Genomic DNA, 20,155 nt, shown 5'->3' with positions numbered 1-20,155 from the left:
ACTCCGGCGCTACGCTGCGCCTGTCACCCCAGGGTAGTTCTGTCTGGGACAGTGATCAAGACCTTGTGGGTGACGGTGAGCCCGCAAGCCGGTCCGGTGCCGCTCAGCCCGCCGCGAACCCGGTTGCCGCCGCGCCCGCCCGGCGCAGCCGCACGGCCTCGATGTCGGCCGGCTGCCCGCCGCGCGCCCGATGCCGGTCCATGACCGCGCTCAATTCCGGTGACCAGCGCAGGATCTCGGCGCGCATCGGCCCGGTCGTCCCGAGCTGCGCGACCAGCCCCAGCAGGGTGACCAGCCCGCGCTGGAACGGCATCAGATACGCGGGTATCCCGAGCTGGCGGTATACATTGTCCAGCCTGGGGCTCATGGCGTCGCGGGTGCGGCCGCGCAGCCACTCGGTATCGACCCGGGACGTCTCGTGCCGCAGCAGTTCGGTGAACGGCAGCAGCTTCTCGGCCAGTCCCGCGCTGTCCAGACCGCGCTGCTCGTCGGTGAACCCGTGGCTGCGCGTGGCCAGGTCCAGCTCGGCCGGCCCGCCATTGATGAGCGCGTCGGCCAGGTCGTGCACCAGCGCCGGGAACTGGGCCGGCGGCCACGCCGGGCAGGCCCCGAAATCCACCACGCCCAGGCGACCGTCGGGCAGCACCCGGAAATTGCCCGGATGCGGATCGCCGTAGAGCAGCCCCGAGCGCGGCGCCGACGACCAGAAGAACCGGACCGCCAGCATGCCCACCCGGTCGCGCTCGGCCTGCGTGCCCGTGGTGATCAAGCGGGACAGCGGAATTCCGTCCAGCCACTCGCTGACGATCACATCGCCGCGCTGCGCCACCACCTGCGGCACCCGGAAATCCGGGTCCCCGGCGTAGGCTTCCGCGAAGCGGCGCTGGCTCTGTGCCTCGGCCGCGAAATCCAGTTCCATGCGCAGGCATTCGGCCAACTCGTCCACCACCGCGCGTCCGTCGGCGTGCGGCGCGAAAACCGGTGTCAGCCAGGCCAATCCGCGCAGCCGCTGCAGATCGCTGTCCACCGCCGCGCGGGCGCCGGGGTACATGACCTTGACCGCCACCGCCCGGCCGTCGTGCCAGATCGCGCGATGCACCTGGCCGATGGTGGCCGAGGCGGCCCGGCGATCGTCGAATTCCCGGAAGTTGTCCCGCCAATCCGGGCCGAAGGACGCCGCCAGCACCGTGTGCACGGTGCGCGGCAGCATGGGCGGCGCGGCGTCCTGCAGCCGGGCCAGCGCGATCCGATAGGGCTCGGCCAGCTCCGGCGGCAGGGCCAGCTCGTAGATGCCCAGGACCTGGCCCAGTTTGGCGGCACAGCCCTTCAATTCGCCCAGCACCTCGGCCATGTGCTCGGCGGTGCGCAGCTGGATCTCCCGATCGATCTCACCCGCCGGCCGGCCCAGTGCCCGCTTACCGGCCCCGGCCGCCTGCCGCCCGGCGTAGGCCAGCGGCACCGCGGCCAGTTTCGCGGTGCGAATCACTGTGCGGGCAGGCGGATTCCCGCCGATGTCCGCATCCCCCCGTCGCGCACCGCTTCGCCGCAAACTCATCGATCAACCAACCCCTAGCGCGCGTTTCGATCGAATGCGCATCAGGGAGTCTGCCACGAAGTGAAACTATGCGGTACGAAAATCTGTACGCCCCGGAACCGCGTCCTGAATGGTGGGATGCGCGAAGGGAATCCGCTGGTGACGGGTCAGGGCCGGGCGGTGACCAGGGCCAGATCGGTGAGCCGGTGTGCGCGGGCGACCTCGGCGGGCGTGAACGGCTCCCCGGTACGCAGGAAGGTCATGGCCGCGAGATCGTCGTGCGGGCCGATCTCGAGCAGGGTACTGCCGGGCACGCGGCCCGGGTCCGGATCCGGAACGTATTGCGCGCCCAGCAGTTCGGCGATCACCAGCGGCAGTTCCGCGGGGTCGGCGGCCACCCGCGCGGCCAGTCCCAGTGCGCGCGTCTGGCCGTCGACCAGGGTGAGCGCCGACGCGGGCCAGATGCCGGCGGCGACCCCGCCCGCGCGGGCGATGGCCTGGGTCAGCCGCTGCGGGCCGATCTCGGCCGGTGTGGAGACCACCAGCTCGTCGAGCACGCCGTTCTCCAGGTGATGCACGTGCACGGCCAGGATGTTGGCCCGCCGGTCGGCGAGCTGCTTGGCCAGCAGTTCCAGCCGCCCGGGCTCGTTGTCCAGGTGCACCCGGATGCGCCAGAGCCGCTCGGCGCTGTCGAGGCGGCGGCGGTGGCGCAGTTCCGGGGCGTGCAGCCAGCGGCCGAGATAGCGCATGGCGCCGGGTTCGACCACCCAGATGACGAGGATGGTGGCGGCGACGGCGAGCACGGAAACCGTTGCCAGATAGGGCAGTTCGAGGTGGACGACCAGGGCGTGCAGGGCGAGCTCGACCGGGAAGACCGCGGCGAGTTTGGCCAGCGCCATGCGGGTTCGTTTCGGATGGGGCAGACGACCGCAGACTTCGCAGGCCAGCGTATGAATCTCGGTTTGCCTCATGTTCACCACAGTGCTGGACGCAGGTTTCCCCGACTGTGGTGCGGTGTAAAGAAGGGGTGACGGAACCCGGCAAACCTCTTGCGGCAATTGGTCATTCGGTGAAGCGGGACACAGTCGCGCCGGAGCTGTGCCCCGGCACACATCGATTGCCCCCTATTTGGGCGGTAGCGACTTGGCGAAATCGACCCCGCGCCGCACCCACTCGTCGAGCACATCGTCGTCGGCGACGGTCGCGGTGGTGACGCGCAGCCATCCGTGCATCTTCTTCCCGCCCATCTCCATCGGCTCGACCGACCCCGCCCGCAGCAGCGCCGCGGAGGTGTCCGGATCGGTGCGCACCATCAGCCCGCCCTTGCCGCTGGCCGCGACGGCCATATTGCCGCCCACCAGAAACGCCAGGCCGCCGAACATCTTCTTCTCGACCACATTGACCAGTTCGGGCCCGAGCGCGTCCCGAATCCGGTCGGCCAGCTCCTCGTCGTATGCCATACCCGGCATTGTGACCCACCCGACCGACAGTTCTGGGCCGCGGCGCGCTCGGGGCCCGGCCGGCCGCGGACCGGAGAGACCATTCCGGCAGGTGTCGGCACGTCCCCGGCGAGGTACACCTGATTGGTGGAAGCCCCGCCGACAGTGGGTGTCGAAGAGGAGTTCCTCCTCGTGGATCCGCGACTGCTGGCGCTGACCGCCAACTCGGCGATCTATCGCGGCGCCGAAACCGGCTACCACAGCTGGCGCCACATCCTGTGGCGGCGCTGGCCCAGCGCCGGGCGGCCGCCGCACTTCGGCTCGGTCGCCGAGTTCGAGGGGGCCGTGGAGTCCATGCTGTCGCTGGGGGTCATCCTGGATCGCAAGATGGTCTACTGGGATGTGCGGCCCTCCAGCACCTTTCCGACGGTGGAGGTGCGGGTCAGCGATGTGCCCGCCACCGTGGAGGAGTCGGCGCTGCTGGCCAGCCTGGTGCGCGCCTGCGCAATGACCGCCCGCGCAACCGATTCCGTGCCCGTCGTCGCGGAAGACACACTGCGCGCGGCATATTGGAAGGCGGCGCACGAGGGCATCGACGGGACCGCCATCGATCCGCTCGACGGGCGCACGGTCCCGGTGGAGGACCTGCTGACCCGGCTCATCGACCGCATCCGGCCGGCCCTGGACCAGCTGGACGACCTCGCCTTCGTCACCGACACCGTGGCCGCGCTGCTGGCGCGCGGCAACGGGGCGCGGCGTCAGCTCAATGCCTTCCGAACCCGCGGCCGGCTCTCGGACGTGGTGGGTGAACTGGCCGAGGCCACGCTCTACACGTGCCGATAATCCCCGATGTCAGGGCATCGGCTGGTCGTCGACGATCATGTCGTAGTTGACCTTCGAGCCCTCCACGTTCGTGGTCTTGGCGGTGACGCCCCAGCGGGTGCCGTCGGATTCGGTCACGACGCATCGGATGGTCGAGCCGGTGGCGCCGCGCAGCAGGCCGTTGCAGGTGGAGGACTGCGGGGCGGCGCCCACCTTCGACTGATAGAAGTTCGAGACACTGGAAGCCACGTCATCCGGCGCCACGAAGGCGTCGGTCAGGGTCAGGTCGTAGTAGACGTCCTTGCCGTCCACCTTGGTGACCTTCGCATTGATCGCCCAGGTCTGCCCGTCGGCGGAGGTGGCGGTGCAGGTTTGGGTGGCGTCCACCTTGGCGGGCAGATTGCCGTCGCAGGTCACGGTTTTCGCGTCCTCGTGCGACTTGTCCTTGTAGAAGCTGGTGACCTTCGTCCGCACGTCACTGTTGCTCACCGAGTCCGCACCCGATGACGAGCACCCCACGGCGAGAAGCGGCACGAACGTCAAGGCCAGAGCGGCTGTCAGTTTTCTCATGGACAACTTTAGGCGCGGGTTTACCGGGAAAATCTTGAAAATGAGCTTGCGAAACCGGCGAATCCGGCGTGTCCGGGGCTGGCGCGCCGCAGTGCGGGGCGGATTAGGGAACTTGACAGAGGACCGGTCCGGCGACCTGCGCTGGACCGGTCCTGCTGCGGCGATGGGTCAGTTCACGCGGGCGCGCCACTCCTCGAGCTGTGGGGATTCCGCGCCGATGGTGGTGGATTCGCCGTGCCCGGTGTGCACCAGGGTCTCCGGCGGCAGGGTGAGCAGGCGGTCGGCGATCGACTCGACGATGGTGCCGAAGTCCGAGTAGGACCGCCCGGTCGCCCCCGGCCCGCCGTGGAACAGGGTGTCGCCGGTGAACACCACGCCCAGGTCGGGGGAGTGGAAGCAGACCGCGCCCGGGGCGTGCCCGGGGGTGTGCAGCACGTGCAGTTCGGTCCCGCCGACCTGGATCACCTGCTCGTCGGACAGCTCGCCGTCGGGGCTGGTCTCCGGATGCGTGTGCTGCCACAGCACCAGGTCGTCGGGATGCATGAGCACGGGAGCGCCCGTGGCCCTGGACAATTCGGGCGCGACGCGAATGTGGTCGTCGTGCGCGTGGGTGACCAGGATGGCCTTGACCTTGCGGGTGCCGATGACATCCAGGATCGCCTCGACATTGTGGGGCGCGTCGATGACGACGCACTCCAGGTCGTCGCCCACCACCCAGACATTGTTGTCGACGTCGAAGGTCTCGTTGTCGAGGCTGAAGGTGCCGATGGTGACGGCGTGGTCGATGTGCGCCATCAGAGCACCACCACCGAGCGCAGTACGTCGCCGTGATGCATCTTGGTGAAGGCGGCTTCGATATCGGTCAGTGAAATAGTCTCCGTCACAAAGGCATCCAGGTCCAGGCGGCCCTGTTTGTAGAGTTCGACGAGGTAGGGGAAGTCGCGTGAGGGCAGGCAGTCGCCGTACCACGAGGACTTCAACGATCCACCGCGGGAGAAGAAGTCGATGAGCGGCATCTCGAGGGTCATCTCCGGTGTCGGCACGCCCACCAGCACCACGGTGCCCGCCAGATCGCGTGCGTAGAACGCCTGCTTCCAGGTTTCCGGGCGGCCCACCGCATCGATCACCACGTCCGCGCCGAAGCCATCGGTGAGTTCCTGAACCCGTTCCACCGCATCCTCTTTGGCGGCATTGACGGTGTGGGTGGCCCCGAATCCGGTGGCCCACTCCAGCTTCCGCTCGTCGATGTCGACCGCGATCACGGTGGTCGCGCCCGCCAGCTTCGCGCCCGCGATGGCCGCGTTGCCGACCCCGCCGCAGCCGATGACCGCGACCGAGTCACCGCGGCCGACCCCGCCGGTATTGATGGCCGCGCCCAGCCCGGCCATGACACCGCAGCCCAGCAGCCCGACCGCGGCGGGGGACACGCTCGGGTCGACCTTGGTGCACTGCCCGGCGTGGACCAGGGTCTTCTCCGCGAAGGCGCCGATGCCCAGCGCGGGGGTGAGCGGGGTCCCGTCGGTGAGTGTCATGGGCTGGGAGGCGTTGAAGGTCGAGAAGCAGTACCAGGGCTTGCCCTTGCGGCAGGCGCGACACGAACCACACACCGCCCGCCAGTTCAGGATGACGAAATCCCCGGGCTGCACATCGGTGACGCCCTCGCCCACCGATTCCACGATGCCGGCGGCCTCGTGCCCGAGCAGGAACGGGAATTCGTCGTTGATGCCGCCCTCGCGGTAGTGCAGGTCGGTGTGGCACACCCCGCAGGCCTGCACCCGCACCACCGCCTCACCCGGACCCGGGTCCGGGATGACGATGTCGGTGACTTCCACCGGGGTGTTCTTCGAGCGTGCAATGACGCCGCGCACAGTTTGGGACAACGAAATTCCTTCCTGGCTAACCGCAATGCCTTCGACTATCGCATCCGACCCCGCCCACGTCATCTATTACCCCGGGTGACGGAAAACGAATCTCCTTGTGGCCGATCGCAACCTGTGGCCTTTCACAACAGGGATTCCGCGGCGGCTTCGGCGATCGTAGCGGCCACGAGGGTCAGTGCCGGGGAATCGAGCCGCCATTGCTGCCAGTGGAGCGGGACATCTACGAATACCTTCTCATCCAGCGGAATCAGCTCGTCCTCGGGGCGGATCATGAGGTCGGGGATCATCCCCCAGCCCATACCTGCGCATACCGCGTCATTGAATCCGGCCGAGGACGGGATGTAATGCCGGGGCGGATCCACGGGCTTGCGGGTGTAATGGCGCGTGAGCCGGAACTGCAGATCGTCCTTGCGGTCGAACAGCACCACGGGAGCGTGTGCGAACGATTTCGCATTCGCGCCGTCGGGAAACCAGGTGCGGGCGAAGGCGGGCTGTGCCATCGGCCGATAGCGCATGGCCCCCAGCCGCCGCACCGTGCAGCCCTGCACCGGCGCAGCGGTGGAGGTGATGGCCGCCATGACGGTGCCGTCGCGCAGCAGGCGGGTGGTGTGTTCCTCGTCCTCGCGATGGATGTCGAACGACACCCCGGCGGCGGCGCGGCCGAGCGCCGGAATGACCCAGGTCTGCAGCGAATCGGCATTGACGGCAATGGGAATGACCACCCGGGCGGCGCCGGGCTGGTGCACGTCGCCGAGTTCGCGCGCGGTATCGCCGGTCAGCAGCTGGATCTGGCGGGCCAGCCGCAGCACCGTCAGCCCGGATTCGGTGGGCTGCACCGGTTTGGTGCGCTGCACCAGGATGCGGCCCGCGGCGTCCTCCAGCGCCTTGATGCGCTGGCTGATTGCCGACGGTGTCACGCTGAGCCTGCGGGCGGCGGCGTCGAAGGTGCCCTCACTGATGACGGCGTCGAGCGCGCGCAGTTGGTCGAGCTGCAGATCCATAGTAAGAAATCGTAATGGCACCTCAGAATCTTTAGCTGGCCTGGTGCTGGACGCCTGCCCTACTTTCGAGCGTGTGAACGCATCATCGGCGGCCCTGGCGGCCATCTCGGGACTCGGATTCGGCCTGTCGCTCATCGTGGCGATCGGCGCGCAGAACGCCTTCGTGCTGCGTCAGGGGATCCGGCGCGAGCATGTCCTGCCGGTGGTCGCGGTGTGCATCGGCTCCGACGTGATCCTCATGACCCTGGGTGTCGCAGGCTTCGGGGCGATCGTGAACTCGGCCCCGATGATCATGACCATTGCCAGGTACGCGGGGGCGGCCTTCCTGCTCGGCTACGCCGCCCTCGCCGCCAAGCGCGCGTTCTCCGCCTCGGCCCTGTCCGCGGGCGGCGGCGCGCCCATCGCGCTGGGCGCGGCCGTGGCCACCTGCCTGGCTGTCACCTGGCTCAACCCGCACGCCTATCTGGACACGGTCGTGCTGCTGGGATCCTTCGCCAATACCTATGCCACCCCAGATCGCTGGTTTCTTACCGCGGGAGCCATTGCGGGCAGTCTGATCTGGTTCGTCTCGCTCGGTTTCGGCGCACGGCTGCTGGCCCCGGTCTTCGCGAAGCCGCGCGCGTGGCGGGTGCTGGATTCGGTGATCGCCCTCGTCATGACGGGTCTCGCTGTCGGTTTGCTGGTGAGCTGACCCCCTGGGCGACAGTGACGGCGGTCACAGTAGGACCTGTCACGGGCCAGTGCCCGCCGGTGTCTCATGGGGCATGCAGCAAGAACAGAACAAGGCGACCTTCAAACTCCTGCACGACGTGGTGGGTACCGGTGACACCGAACTGATCTCGAAGACCATCCACGAGATCACCCAGCCGGACGCCGTTCTCAATGTTCCGTTCCCGGTGGACCATCCGGGCGCGGCGGGGCTCGAGCAGATCATGCGCGCCTTCGTGACCGGCTATCCCGACATCAAGCTGGACGTCGTGGACATGATCGCCGAGGGCGACAAGGTGGTCGGCCGGACCGTCGTCACCGGCACCAACGACGGCGCGTTCCTGGGCCGCCCGGCGACCGGGAAAGCCGTGCGGTACAACGAGATCTTCATCATGCGTTTCACCGACGGCCGGATCGCCGAGGTGTGGGGCGTGGCCGACACCCTCACCCAGCTGATCCAGCTGGGTGTCGTCACCCTGTAGGAAATCGGTCTCAGGACACGGGTTTCCACGCGCCGACGTAGTTGCCGTTGTTGTTTCCGTTGGTGGGCAGGCAGGTGACCGCCCGGCCGCTGGAGGACTTGGCCACCACGTCCTTCTTGAGATTGCAGATCGTTCCGGGCTCGTGCGTTCCGCTGGTCACGGGGCCCGGGCTGTCCCACACATAGGTCGGCGTGGTCGATCCCGCGCGGCGGGAGCACAGCAGCTGGGTGCCGTTCGGGGCGTAGCCGAAGGTCCCGGCCTCGGTCGCGTTGCACGGGAATCCGAGCGAGGGCGTGCTGACCGACAGCCAGCGGAGCGTGCCGTCTCCGGCCGCGTTGCAGGTCAGGACCGAGCCGTCGCCGGCGACAGCGGTCTGGCCGGCCTGGGTGCAGGTCCCGCTGACCGCCGCCGCGCTGGTCGTCGTGGCGGTCGTGGTGGTGGTTGCGGTGGTCGTCGTGGCAGTGGCCGTGTCGGGCGCCGTGGTCACCTCGGCCGCCTGCGCGGTCGTGGTGGGTGACGCGGAGGTGGTGGTCGTGAGCACGATTCGCGTCGGCGCGGGGCCCTTCGTGGCGTTCGGGGCCGCGTCCCAGCTGCCGTGGCCGGAGAGGAGCAGACCGCCGATGGCCAGCAACGCCACGACGATCGTGGCCGTGAGACCGATGATCACGTACCGGCTGGCCTGCGAATTCCGCGGCCGACCGCCTCCGGGCCCGGCCTGCCGTCCGTCGTGGTCGTCGCGCACCGCGTCGAACACGACGGTGTCCTGCGTCCACAGCTCGTCCTGCGGATGATAGCCCGGTGGTATCGAATTGCCGCTCATTCCAATAGCTCTCGTCTCGGTGGTCCCGCTGTGATCACCGGGCACACCGAAGGGTAAACGGGGAGGCCGCGCTGCGGTAGCCGAAGTTTCAGCGGCGGATGTCGGCCAGCCGCACCGGCTTGCGCTGATGCCGGGACAGCTCGCAGGCCTCGGCGATGTAGAAGGCCTCCAGGGCGTCGGCGGGCGGGCACGGATTGGTCAGGCGGCCGGTGATCACCCCTAGGAAGGTGGCCAGCTCCTCGGTGTAGGCGCCGTGGAAGCGGTCCATGAAGCCCGGATAGGCGGGCAGGCCCGAGGGTGACTGGCCGGGTTCGACCGAGTGCAACGGGGCCCGCTCGTCGAGCCCGACGATGGCATTGCCCTTGGAGCCCAGCACTTCCAGCCGCACGTCGTAGCCGGCGCCGTTGTAGCGGCTGAGCGCGACATTGGCCAGCGAGCCGTCGTCGAGGCGCAGCACCACCGCGGCGGTGTCGACATCGCCCGCGTCGGCGAAGAACCGGTCCCCGCGATTGGATCCGGTGGCGTAGACCTCCACTACCTCGCGGCCGCTGACCCAGCGGATGATGTCGAAATCGTGGACGCCGCAATCGCGGAACAGGCCGCCCGAGCGCGGAATGTACTCGGCGGGCGGTGGCGCGGGGTCGAGGGTGGTGGCGCGCAGGGTGTGGATCCAGCCCAGGTCCCCGGCGGCGACGGCGGCGCGCGCGGCCCGGTACCCGGCGTCGAAGCGGCGCTGGAAGCCGATCTGGACCGGGACGGTCGAGCGCTCCACACGTTCGACCACCTGCAGCGTGCCCAGAATGTCGGCGGCGATGGGCTTTTCGCAGAAGACCGGGATGCCGCGGTCGACGGCAGCGGTGATGAGGGCCGGATGGGAATCGGTGGCGGTGGTGATGACCAGGCCGTCGATACCGGCGGCGAAGAGCGCCTCGATATCGGGCGCGTACTCCACCTCGAGCTTGCCGGCGGTGGCGCGGGCGCGTTCGGCATCGGTGTCGGTGACGACGACCGCGCCCACACCCGGTAGGGCCCTGAGGGTTTCGGCGTGGGAGGTGCCGATGCGGCCGGTGCCGGCGAGGCCCACTGTGATCGGGGACATGGCGATGGCTCCTGTCAGTCGCGGGGTGGGGCGGTGGTCGAGCGGACGACCAGTGACGGCTCCAGGCGTTTGCGCACCGGATCGGTGCGGTCGGCGCGCAGTCGCTCGGTGAGGGCCTCCACGGCCAGCCCGCCGATGCGGGTGCGCGGCTGGTCGATGGTGGTGAGCGCGACGTGCCGAAGCGCCGCCAGCGAGGTGTTGTCGTACCCGACGACCGAAACGTCCTCGGGCACACGCAGTCCCGCCTGTTCGAGCGCGGCCATCGCGCCCACGGCGTTGAAATCGTTGCCGCACACCAGTGCGGTGGGAAAAGTGCTGGGGGAGAAGATGTTCAGCAGAGTGCAGACGGCGGCCGCGCCCGCCTCGTCGGTGTGCTCGCTGGGGATCACCATGGGTTCGAGGTGGTAGCGGGCCATGGCGGCGGTGTAGCCCTTGCGCCGCGGCGGCGCCGCGAAGGCCGCGCCGCCGTCGAGGTGCACGATGCGCCGATGACCCAGGGCGACAAGGTGATTCACGGCCAGTGCGGCACCGAGCTCGCCGTCGTCGTTGACGGTGTCCACGGCCGGGCTGGTGGAGGTGCGCGAGACCAGGACGACCGGGCAGCGCGCTGCCGCATCGCGAATGGCGGAGGCCGGCAGCACCGGGGAGAGCAGGATGACCCCGCCCGGGCGGAAGCCCAGCAGGCTCTCGAGTGCGGTCCTTTCCCGCGTCGCGCTGCGGCGGCCGGTATTGAGGATGAGCTCCAGCCCGGCCTGCCGCGCCGCCTCGTCCATGCCCTCGACCACATCGGCGAAGAAGGGATTGCGCAGGTCGGACACCATGACCCCGACAATATTGGAGGTGCGGCTGGCCAGCGACCGCGCCATGGCGTGCGGCTGGTAGCCGAGTTCGGCGGCCGCGGTGAGCACCGCTCGGCGGCGGTGCTCGCTGACCTTGGGGGAGTTCCGCATGACCAGCGAGACCAGCGCCCGGGAGACACCGGCGCGGGCGGCGACGTCCTCCATGGTCGGTCTGGTCATGGTCGCCTCCCGTCGGTATCGATGTGTGTCGCACGCTACAGCGTTGCCGTGGCCCGAGGCAATGGAGCGCTCTAATCGGATATTCTGGACATCGGTATCCAGCGCCATTTCGCCTGGAAGACAGCGTTTTCCGTGCGTACGCACTGCTTTTCGGCACATGTCGAACCCTTGACACCGGAGTGAGCCAGGTTACATTGTTGGAGCGCTCCAACGAGCCTCACCGATGGCCAACGACGGGTCTGGGAAGTGCCGATGACCGAACCGCTCCATCCACTGCGTATCACCCCCTTGCGCATCGCCGCCGCGCCGATCTCCTGGGGAGTCTGCGAGGTCCCCGGCTGGGGGCATGTCCTGGAACCGGACATCGTCCTGGCCGAGATGGCCGACCTCGGCATCACCGCCACCGAGTTCGGCCCGCCCGGCTACCTACCCGACGACCCCGTCGAGCTTCGGAAGACCCTGAGCACCTACGGTATTGCGCCGATCGGCGGCTTCCTCGCCCTGGCGCTGCACCGCGAACCCGGCCGGGCCGTCACCGCCGCCCGCGCCGCGGCCGAGCGGTTCGCGGCCGCCGGCGCCGAGATCCTGGTGCTGGCCGCCGCCACCGGGCAGGACGGGTACGACACCCGGACACCCCTCGGCGATCGTGAATGGCGGACCCTCATCGACACCGCGGCCGCGGTCGGCGAGATCGCCGCCGCGCATGGCCTGCATGTCGCCCTGCACCCGCATGTGGGTACCCACGTCGAGACGGCCGCCGAGGTCGATCGCTTTCTCGCCGACTCCGGGCTGGACCTGTGTGTCGACACCGGGCACCTGCTCATCGGCGGCACCGACCCGGTCGATCTGGTCCGCCGTCACGCGGATCGCCTCGGGCACATCCACCTCAAGGATGTCCGCGAGGCCGTGGCCGCCGAAGTACGCAGCGGCAGTATCGAATACAGCGCGGCCGTCCGGCAGGGGCTCTACGTTCCGCTGGGTACCGGAGATGTCGATATCGCGGCCCTGGTCCGCGCGGCGCACGTCGGGGGATACCGGGGCTGGTACGTGATCGAGCAGGACACCGCATTGCGTCCCGGCGCTACCGCCGAGGGCCCGACGGGTGACGCTCGGCGAAGCTTGCGACACCTGGCCGAGATCGGCGCTGGTCTCGCCTCGGCTCGGATCTAGTGGGAGGTGACGACGACGATGTCCGCAATCTCCCGATCGCGCCGCCCCCGCTGGCTGCGCCTGTCGCCCTGGCTCGCCGCGGCGGCCGTGCTCGCCGCCTGCAGCGGCCCCGGCGCCGATCTCGCCGGACCCGCCCAGGCACCGGTCGCGGTGGGCACCCTGAAGTCGGTGGCCGTGGTGACCCACGGCTCGCCCGGTGACGCCTTCTGGAACGTGGTCAAGAACGGTGCGGAAGCCGCCGGGAAGGATCTCGGCGTCCGGGTCGAGTACAACTCCTCGGGCGATCCGACCCAGCAGGCCAAGCTCATCGACAATGCCGTGGCCCAGGGCGTGGACGGGCTGGTGGTGTCCATGGCCAACCCGGACGCGCTGAAGCCGTCGGTCGAGAAGGCCGTCGCCGCCGGGATTCCCGTGGTGACCATCAACTCCGGCGAGGCCGAGAGCGTCCAGTTCGGGGCCATCGGCCACGTCGGCCAGAGCGAGCGCCTGGCCGGTGAATCCGCCGGGAAGCGGCTGGCCGACGCCGGAAAACACAAGATGCTGTGCGTGATCCACGAGGCCGGGAATGTCGGCGCGAACGAACGCTGCGCCGGCGCCACCCAGGGCTTCGGGGCCGCGACCACACTGCAGGTGGACATCAACAACCCGACCGATGTGCAGTCGCGCATCAAGGGCGCGCTGGAGGCCGATCGCTCCATCGACGCGGTGCTGACGCTGAATTCGCAGATCGCCGCCCGCGCGGTGGACGCGGTGCGGGAATCCGCCTCGAAGGCGACGGTGGCGACCTTCGACCTGAATTCCGATGTGGTGAGCGCGATCCGGGCCGGGACGCTGTTGTTCGCGGTGGATCAGCAGCAGTACGAGCAGGGCTATCTGCCGGTGGTGATGCTGAAGCTCTACAAATCGAACCTGAACACCGTGGGCGGCGGCCATCCGGTGCAGACCGGCCCCGCGTTCGTGGACAAGAGCAATGTCGATGCCGTCGCCGCGCTGGTCGGCCAGGGCACGCGGTGAACCGGCGGGAGACGATGAGATGACAACGACGACAACGACATCCGAGACCACCACGGTCGCGCCGCCGCCGGATCGGCTGGCCATCCTCAACCGCCTGGTGGCCCGCCCCGAGGTGGGCGCGCTGCTGGGCGCGGTGGCGGTCTTCGTGTTCTTCGGTCTCGTCACCACGAAATTCCTGAAGCCACTGGGCATTTCGACCTGGCTGGACGACGCCTCCACGCTCGGCATCATGGCGGTGGCGGTGGCCATGCTCATGATCGGCGGCGAATTCGACCTGTCCACCGGCGTGATGACCGCCTCCACCGCACTGATCACCGGGCTGCTGGCGGTGCACGCGGGCTGGAATGTGTGGCTCGCGCTGGTGGTTTCGCTGGCGTTCGCGCTCACGGTGGGTGCGCTCAACGGGTGGGTGGTGATGCGCACCGGATTGCCGAGCTTCATCGTCACGCTGGGCACCTTCCTGGCATTGCAGGGCCTGAATCTCGGTGTGACGCGCTGGGCCACCGGCACCGTGCAGGTCTCGGGCGTGCGTGGCGCGGACGGATATCAGTCCGCCGGTTGGGTTTTCGCCTCCACCACCAAGATCGGCAATGCCAGCATCCAGGCGTCGGTGGTGTGGTGGATCGTGGTCACCGCCATCGCGGCGATCGTGCTGGCGCGTACCCGGTTCGGCAACTGGATCTTCGCGGTCGGCGGCTCGCTGCCCACCGCCCGCGCGGTGGGCGTGCCGGCCACCCGCACCAAGATCCTGCTGTTCATGACCACCGCGTTCGCGGGCTGGATCGTGGGCGCGTGCAACCTCCTGCGGTTCGCCAGTGTGCAGGCCAATCAGGGTGTGGGACTGGAATTCCAGTACATCATCGCCGCGGTGATCGGCGGCTGCCTGCTCACCGGCGGGTTCGGTTCGGTGGTGGGCGCGGCCATCGGGGCGCTCATCTTCGGCATGGCGCGGCAGGGCATCGTGCTGGCGGGCTGGAACAGCGACTGGTTCATGCTGTTCCTCGGCGTGCTGCTGTTCTCGGCCGTGCTGGTCAACAACGCATTCAAGAAGCGGGCGGAAAGGGTACGCCGATGACCGCGACGGACAACGACAGCGCCGGGACCGCGATGCCGCTCATCGAAACGGTCGGCATCGGAAAGAGTTACGGCGGCGTGGTGGCGCTGCGCGACGTGTCGACGGTGGTGAAAGCCGGTGAGGTCACCTGCGTGCTGGGCGACAACGGCGCGGGCAAATCGACGCTGATCAAGATCCTGGCGGGCGTGCACCAGCACGACACCGGGGAGCTGCGCATCGAGGGGCAATCGATGCGGCTGTCCTCCCCGCGTGCGGCGCTGGACCTCGGCATCGCCACCGTCTACCAGGATCTGGCGGTGGTGCCGCTGATGAGCGTGTGGCGCAACTTCGTGCTCGGCTCCGAGCCGGTCAAGCGCTATGGCCCGCTCGAGCTGCTGGACCGCGGGCAGGCACAGGACATCGCGCGAAAGGGTCTGGCGGACATGGGGATCGACATCCCCGATCTGGAGCAGCCGGTCGGCACGCTGTCCGGCGGCCAGCGCCAGTGCGTGGCCATCGCGCGGGCGGTGCACTACGGGGCCAAGGTCCTCATCCTCGACGAGCCGACCGCGGCCCTGGGTGTGAAGCAGGCCGGTGTGGTGCTGCGATATGTCGTGCAGGCGCGCGATCGCGGACTGGGCGTCGTGCTCATCACCCACAACCCGCATCACGCCTACCCGGTCGGCGACCGCTTCCTGCTCCTCAAACGGGGCGCCACGCTGGGCAGCTACGAGAAGTCCGCGATCGATCTCACCGAGCTGACCCGGCAGATGGCCGGCGGCGCCGAACTCGAGGCGCTGCAACACGAATTGGAGAGGGTGGTGCCGTGACCGAGCTGGAGGTGCTGACGATCGGCCGGGTCGGCGTCGACCTCTACCCCGAGCAGAGCGGGGTGCCGCTCGCCGAGGTGACGACCTTCGCGAAATTCCTCGGCGGCACGGCCACCAATGTGGCCGTGGCGGCGGCGCGGCTGGGCCGCCGCGCCGCGGTGCTGACCAAGGTGGGGCCGGACGGGTTCGGGGATTTCGTGCGCGACGCCCTCGAAGGGTTCGGGGTGTCGGCACGGTACGTGGGGACGGCGGCGGGACTGCAGACGCCGGTGGTGTTCTGCGAACTGAAGCCGCCCGCGGACCCGCCGCTGCTGTTCTATCGCGCGCCCATCGCGCCGGACCTCACCCTCACCGAGGACGAGATCCCCTGGGACGTGGTCGATTCCGTGCCGCTGCTGTGGGTGACCGGCACCGGGGTGAGCGCCGAACCCGGCCGCACCACCCAGCGGGCCATCCTGGAACGCCGGGCCCGGCGTCGGCACACCGTCCTGGATCTGGACTACCGGCCCATGTTCTGGCCCGATGCGGCGACGGCACGCGCCGAGATCGGCTGGATGGTCGATCACGTGAACGTGGTGGTGGGCAACCGGACCGAGGTGGAGGTGGCGGTCGGCACCGCCGATCCCGACGCGGCCGCGGACCGGCTGCTGGCCCGCGGGGTCCGGCTGGCCGTGGTCAAGCGCGGCGCGGAGGGCGTGCTCATCGCCACCGGCTCCGAGCGCTGGACGGTGCCGCCCTGCCGGGTGGAGGTGCTGTGCGGGCTGGGCGCGGGCGACGGATTCGGGGGCGCGCTCATCCACGGGCTGCTGTCCGGCTGGGCTCCGCATCGCCTGGCCGCCTACGCCAATGCCGCCGGCGCGCTGGTGGCATCGCGGCTGGCCTGCGCCGATGCCATGCCGACCGATGCCGAGATCGAGGAGATGCTGTGCACCTGAACGACGCGCGGTGGTACGAACTGCTGCACACCCGCGCCACGGACCCCGAGGCCGTCCGGCGCGCCTACGCCGACCGGCGGCGACGCGCGAACCTGCTGTCGGACCGGGGCACCCTGTTCCTGGTGGCGGCCGACCACCCGGCCCGCGGCGCGCTCGGCGTCGGCGCCGACCGCACCGCCATGGCCGACCGCCGCACCCTGCTGGAACGGCTGCTCATCGCGCTGGCCAACCCCGCCGTCGACGGCGTGCTCGGCTCGCCCGACATCGTGGAGGAGTTGCTGCTGCTGGACGCCGTGCACGAGAAGATCGTCATCGGCTCCATGAACCGCGGCGGGCTGGCGGGCGCCGACTGGGAGATCGACGACCGCTTCACCGGCTACGACGCCGAAGCGCTGGTGAAGTACCGCCTCGACGGCGGGAAAATGCTACTGCGCCTGGTCGATTCGGATCCCGGCACCATCCCGACTCTGGAGGCCTGCGCCCGCGCGGTCTCCGAACTGGCCGAACACGGGCTCATGGCCATGGTGGAACCGCTGCCCTACGCCCGCGACGCCGACGGTGCGCTGACCATGCACAAGGACTCCGCCTCACTGCAGCGAGCCATTACCGTCGCCTCCGGCCTCGGGGTCACCTCCGCCTACACCTGGCTGAAAATACCTGCGCCCGAGGACGTCTCGGTGCTGGACGCCACCACACTCCCCGTCGTCATCCTCGGCGGTGCGCCCTCCGGCGACCCGGAATCCGATCTCGCCTCCTGGGGCGCGGCCCTGCGCCACGATGTCGCGCGCGGCCTGGTGGTGGGCCGCAGCCTGCTCTACCCGCCGGACGGGGATGTCGCCGGCGCGGTGCAGGCCGCCGCCCAGGTGCTGGAGGCGGCACGATGAGCTCGACGATGAAGGATCTGCATCGACCGGCCGGAACGCTGGCGGATTCGGGTGATCCCGTGCTGCTGACCCCCGAGGACGCGGGCTGGGCCTACGCCGGGTTGCGGGTGCTGCGGCTGGCGGCGGGGGAGCGGCGGGTGGTGAGCACCGGGGAGTTCGAGGCGTTCGTGCTGCCGCTGGCCGGGGCGTGCACCGTGCGGGTGGACGGGCTGGTGCTCGAACTCGCCGGGCGGGATTCGGTTTTCACCCGCGTGACCGACTTCGCCTATGTGCCGCGCGACGCGGAGGTGGAGCTGGCGACGGTGGACGGGATCGAGGTGGCGCTGCCGATGGCGCGCTGCACGAAACGGCTGGACCCGAAATACGGTCCGGCCGAGCGGGTTCCGGTCGAGGTGCGCGGGGCGGGGCGGGCGACGCGGCAGGTCACCAACTTCGGGACGCCGGGCGCGTGGACGCACGCCGACAAGCTGAACGCGTGCGAGCTGCTCACGCCCGACGGGAACTGGTCCTCGTATCCGCCGCACAAGCATGACGAGGCCTCCGAGTGCGAGGTCGTCAACGAGGAGATCTATTACTTCCGCATCGCCGGGCGTGACGGAATCACCACGGGGCCCGAGGGTTTCGGGATGCACCACATCTACACCGCCGACGGATCGCTCGACGAGACCGTGGCGGTCCGGGACGGCGATGTGTTCCTGGTGCCGCACGGCTATCACGGTCCGTGCACGGCCGCGCCCGGGTACCCCATGTACTACCTGAACGTGCTGGCCGGGCCCGCGCCCGAGCGATCCATGGCCTTCTGCGACGACCCCGCGCACACCTGGATACGGGCGGCATGGGCGAGCCAGGCGGCGGATCCGCGGTGCCCGGTCACCTCCCACGAAGGACGGCTCGCATGAGGCTCACGACCGCGCAGGCCCTGGTGGCCTGGCTGATCGCCCAGCGCTCGGAAACCCTCGAGGGCGACGAAGTGCCGCTGTTCCCCGCGGCTTTCGGCATCTTCGGGCACGGCAATGTGCTCGGCCTCGGGACCGCGCTGGCCGAGCATCGCGACGAGCTGCCGCTCTGGCGCGGGCACACCGAGGAGGGGATGGCCCTGGCGGCGGTCGGGCTGGCCAAGGCCACGCAGCGGCGGCAGGTCGGGATCGCCACCTCCTCGATCGGGCCGGGCGCGCTGAACATGGTGACGGCCGCCGGTGTGGCACACGCGAATCGGCTGCCCGTGCTGCTGCTCCCCGGGGACACCTTCGTCGGCCGCGCGCCCGATCCGGTGCTGCAGCAGGTCGAGCACTTCGGCGACCCGACCGTCACGGTCAACGACGCGTTTCGCCCGGTGAGCCGCTATTTCGACCGGATCACCCGGCCCGAGCAACTGCTCGCGACCCTGCCGCAGGCGGCGCGGATCCTCACCGACCCCGCCGAGGCCGGGCCCGTGGTGCTGGCCCTGCCGCAGGACGTGCAGGCCGAGACCTACGACTTTCCGGACGCCCTGTTCGAGCCGGTCGTCCATCACGTCCCGCGTCCGCGGCCGGATCGGCGCGGCATCACCGAGGCCGCCCGCGTCCTGCGCGACGCGCACCGTCCCCTGCTCGTCCTCGGCGGTGGCGTCCGGTACTCCGGTGCGGGCAGGCAGGCGCTGGAATTCGCTCAGCGCCACGGGATTCCGGTGACCGAGACGACCGCGGGCCGCACGCTGGTCCCACACGACCATCCGCTGTACGCGGGACCGCTGGGCATCACCGGTGCGGCGTCGGCCAATACCCTCGCGGCGGCGGCGGACGTGGTGCTGGCGGTCGGCACCCGCCTGCAGGACTTCACCACCGCGTCCTGGACCGTCTTCGCGCCGGAAGTCCGTCTGGTCCACATCAATACCGCCCGCTTCGACGCCGTGAAGCACGGCGCGCTGGCCGTGGTCGGCGATGCCGACGCCACCCTGCGTGATCTGGAACCCGAAGTCGGCGAGTGGCTCGCCGACCCGGACTGGTCGGCACGGGCCGCCGCGGTTCGGGCGGACTGGGACGCGCACATCGACAAACTGCGCGCGCCGACGCCGGGGACGCCCAGCTATGCGCAGATCGTCGGCGCCGTGAACGATCTCAGCGGCGCCTCCGACTACGTCATGACCGCCTCCGGCGGGCTGCCCGGCGAACTGGTGGGCGGCTGGCGCGCTGCCGGTGGCCTACCGACCATGGATGTCGAATACGGCTTCTCCTGCATGGGATACGAGCTCGCCGGAGCCTGGGGCGCGGCGCTGGCCCGGGCGCAATCCGGTGCCGCGCAACCGGAGGGTCTGGTCACCACCCTGCTCGGGGACGGCTCCTACCTGATGCTCAACTCCGAGCTCTTCTCCGCCGCCTTCGCCGGACATCCGCTGGTCGCGGTGGTCTGTGACAACGACGGGTACGCGGTCATCGCGCGACTGCAGCAGGGACAGGGGGCCGAGCCCTTCAACAACTTCTACGCGGATTGCCGCACCAATCACGCCACCCCGCCCCGGGTCGACTTCGCCGCGCACGCGCGGGCATTGGGTTGCGCGGTGTTCACCGCGAGCGAACTCGGCGAGTTCCGCGACGCCTACGCCGGCGCCCGCGACGCCGCCCGCACCGGGCAGCGGCCCGCGGTCGTGGTGGTCCGCACCCGCCCGTCGACCTGGACCGAGGCCGGCGCCTGGTGGGAAGTCGGTGTGCCGCAGCATCTCTCGGGACGCGCCGAATACGATCGGAACAAGCCCGGGCAACTGCGTTACACGCGTCCCGCATGATCGACGCCGCCACGCCCGGGTACGCGGAACTCCGGGCATCCCGCCGGTTGGGCGACCCGCGCGCCGAATATATGGCAGACTCGGCGCAAACACGCGGACGGTCGCCGATCGGGAAGGCGCGTGCACGGGTTAC

At 69.7% G+C, this 20,155-nt stretch carries 21 protein-coding genes; 11 read left to right on the top strand and 10 right to left on the bottom strand.

All coding sequences use genetic code 11. The features are described from left to right. Window positions 1-103 precede the first annotated feature (103 nt). The 3 genes from ACFXIV_RS39410 to ACFXIV_RS39400 all read right to left on the bottom strand — a co-directional run bounded on the left by ACFXIV_RS39410 (window position 104) and on the right by ACFXIV_RS39400 (window position 2,994). The gene (locus tag ACFXIV_RS39410) at window positions 104-1,555 is read right to left on the bottom strand and encodes an ABC1 kinase family protein (RefSeq protein ID WP_379401346.1); all 1,452 of its coding nucleotides are present in this window, start codon (window positions 1,553-1,555) and stop codon (window positions 104-106) included. A 146-nt stretch (window positions 1,556-1,701) separates the two neighbouring features. Next, window positions 1,702-2,505 (bottom strand): amino acid-binding protein, encoded by an 804-nt coding sequence (locus ACFXIV_RS39405; RefSeq protein ID WP_379401347.1) that lies wholly within the window; start codon window positions 2,503-2,505, stop codon window positions 1,702-1,704. Window positions 2,506-2,658: 153 nt separating this feature from the next. Next, on the bottom strand, window positions 2,659-2,994 hold the full coding sequence (locus tag ACFXIV_RS39400; RefSeq protein ID WP_379401348.1) for a TfoX/Sxy family protein: 336 nt from the start codon (window positions 2,992-2,994) through the stop codon (window positions 2,659-2,661). Window positions 2,995-3,120: 126 nt separating this feature from the next. Between ACFXIV_RS39400 and ACFXIV_RS39395 the strand changes: the two genes are divergently transcribed. Beyond that, window positions 3,121-3,816 carry a glutamate-cysteine ligase family protein gene (locus ACFXIV_RS39395; RefSeq protein WP_379401349.1) on the top strand — a complete coding sequence of 232 codons (696 nt, stop codon included), beginning with the start codon at window positions 3,121-3,123 and terminating at the stop codon, window positions 3,814-3,816. A 9-nt stretch (window positions 3,817-3,825) separates the two neighbouring features. Here the strand turns inward: ACFXIV_RS39395 and ACFXIV_RS39390 are convergent, their stop codons facing one another. From ACFXIV_RS39390 to ACFXIV_RS39375, 4 genes are all read right to left on the bottom strand, one after another. Further along, entirely contained in the window at window positions 3,826-4,365 is a 540-nt protein-coding gene (locus tag ACFXIV_RS39390; RefSeq protein ID WP_379401350.1) for a DUF4333 domain-containing protein, read from the bottom strand. 168 nt (window positions 4,366-4,533) lie between these two features. Then, the gene (locus ACFXIV_RS39385; protein ID WP_379401351.1) at window positions 4,534-5,160 is read right to left on the bottom strand and encodes an MBL fold metallo-hydrolase; all 627 of its coding nucleotides are present in this window, start codon (window positions 5,158-5,160) and stop codon (window positions 4,534-4,536) included. Further along, window positions 5,160-6,245 (bottom strand): S-(hydroxymethyl)mycothiol dehydrogenase, encoded by a 1,086-nt coding sequence (locus tag ACFXIV_RS39380; protein ID WP_379401352.1) that lies wholly within the window; start codon window positions 6,243-6,245, stop codon window positions 5,160-5,162. The genes ACFXIV_RS39385 and ACFXIV_RS39380 overlap by 1 nt, the downstream gene beginning before the upstream one ends. A gap of 122 nt (window positions 6,246-6,367) precedes the next feature. After that, a complete protein-coding gene (locus tag ACFXIV_RS39375) occupies window positions 6,368-7,246 on the bottom strand; it encodes a LysR family transcriptional regulator ArgP (RefSeq protein ID WP_379401353.1) in 879 nt (292 codons plus the stop codon). A 73-nt stretch (window positions 7,247-7,319) separates the two neighbouring features. Between ACFXIV_RS39375 and ACFXIV_RS39370 the strand changes: the two genes are divergently transcribed. Next, the gene (locus tag ACFXIV_RS39370; RefSeq protein WP_364616841.1) at window positions 7,320-7,937 is read left to right on the top strand and encodes a LysE/ArgO family amino acid transporter; all 618 of its coding nucleotides are present in this window, start codon (window positions 7,320-7,322) and stop codon (window positions 7,935-7,937) included. Between the two features lie 73 nt (window positions 7,938-8,010). Next, on the top strand, window positions 8,011-8,436 hold the full coding sequence (locus ACFXIV_RS39365) for an ester cyclase (protein WP_379401354.1): 426 nt from the start codon (window positions 8,011-8,013) through the stop codon (window positions 8,434-8,436). Window positions 8,437-8,446: 10 nt separating this feature from the next. Here ACFXIV_RS39365 and ACFXIV_RS39360 read toward each other — a convergent pair whose 3' ends face one another. From ACFXIV_RS39360 to ACFXIV_RS39350, 3 genes are all read right to left on the bottom strand, one after another. Beyond that, window positions 8,447-9,256 carry a hypothetical protein gene (locus ACFXIV_RS39360; protein WP_379401355.1) on the bottom strand — a complete coding sequence of 270 codons (810 nt, stop codon included), beginning with the start codon at window positions 9,254-9,256 and terminating at the stop codon, window positions 8,447-8,449. A gap of 88 nt (window positions 9,257-9,344) precedes the next feature. Beyond that, entirely contained in the window at window positions 9,345-10,355 is a 1,011-nt protein-coding gene (locus ACFXIV_RS39355) for a Gfo/Idh/MocA family oxidoreductase (RefSeq protein WP_379401356.1), read from the bottom strand. Window positions 10,356-10,369: 14 nt separating this feature from the next. After that, entirely contained in the window at window positions 10,370-11,374 is a 1,005-nt protein-coding gene (locus ACFXIV_RS39350; RefSeq protein WP_379401357.1) for a LacI family DNA-binding transcriptional regulator, read from the bottom strand. A 252-nt stretch (window positions 11,375-11,626) separates the two neighbouring features. On the opposite strand from ACFXIV_RS39350, the gene ACFXIV_RS39345 reads away from it, so the two are divergent. Genes ACFXIV_RS39345 through iolD form a run of 8 tightly spaced genes read left to right on the top strand, consistent with a single transcriptional unit; the run spans window position 11,627 to window position 20,022 of the window. Next, a complete protein-coding gene (locus ACFXIV_RS39345) occupies window positions 11,627-12,544 on the top strand; it encodes a TIM barrel protein (RefSeq protein ID WP_379401358.1) in 918 nt (305 codons plus the stop codon). Window positions 12,545-12,562: 18 nt separating this feature from the next. After that, entirely contained in the window at window positions 12,563-13,558 is a 996-nt protein-coding gene (locus ACFXIV_RS39340; RefSeq protein ID WP_379401359.1) for a sugar ABC transporter substrate-binding protein, read from the top strand. A gap of 19 nt (window positions 13,559-13,577) precedes the next feature. After that, window positions 13,578-14,633 (top strand): ABC transporter permease, encoded by a 1,056-nt coding sequence (locus ACFXIV_RS39335; protein WP_379401360.1) that lies wholly within the window; start codon window positions 13,578-13,580, stop codon window positions 14,631-14,633. After that, a complete protein-coding gene (locus ACFXIV_RS39330; protein WP_379401362.1) occupies window positions 14,630-15,442 on the top strand; it encodes an ATP-binding cassette domain-containing protein in 813 nt (270 codons plus the stop codon). Before ACFXIV_RS39335 ends, ACFXIV_RS39330 begins: the two co-directional genes overlap by 4 nt. After that, window positions 15,439-16,377 carry a 5-dehydro-2-deoxygluconokinase gene (iolC, locus tag ACFXIV_RS39325; RefSeq protein ID WP_379401363.1) on the top strand — a complete coding sequence of 313 codons (939 nt, stop codon included), beginning with the start codon at window positions 15,439-15,441 and terminating at the stop codon, window positions 16,375-16,377. The genes ACFXIV_RS39330 and iolC overlap by 4 nt, the downstream gene beginning before the upstream one ends. Then, complete coding sequence (locus ACFXIV_RS39320; protein WP_379401364.1) at window positions 16,368-17,261, top strand: aldolase; 894 nt, start codon at window positions 16,368-16,370, stop codon at window positions 17,259-17,261. The genes iolC and ACFXIV_RS39320 overlap by 10 nt, the downstream gene beginning before the upstream one ends. Beyond that, window positions 17,258-18,160, top strand: coding sequence for a 5-deoxy-glucuronate isomerase (gene iolB / locus ACFXIV_RS39315; protein WP_379401365.1), 903 nt, complete (start codon window positions 17,258-17,260; stop codon window positions 18,158-18,160). Before ACFXIV_RS39320 ends, iolB begins: the two co-directional genes overlap by 4 nt. After that, entirely contained in the window at window positions 18,157-20,022 is a 1,866-nt protein-coding gene (iolD, locus tag ACFXIV_RS39310; RefSeq protein WP_379401366.1) for a 3D-(3,5/4)-trihydroxycyclohexane-1,2-dione acylhydrolase (decyclizing), read from the top strand. Before iolB ends, iolD begins: the two co-directional genes overlap by 4 nt. The last annotated feature ends 133 nt before the right edge of the window (window positions 20,023-20,155 follow it).

The organism is Nocardia sp. NPDC059236, assembly GCF_042754085.1.
GTDB lineage: Bacteria > Actinomycetota > Actinomycetes > Mycobacteriales > Mycobacteriaceae > Nocardia.
The sequence above is the reverse complement of the archived record's forward strand: the minus strand, read 5'-3'. Positions and strand labels throughout refer to the sequence as shown.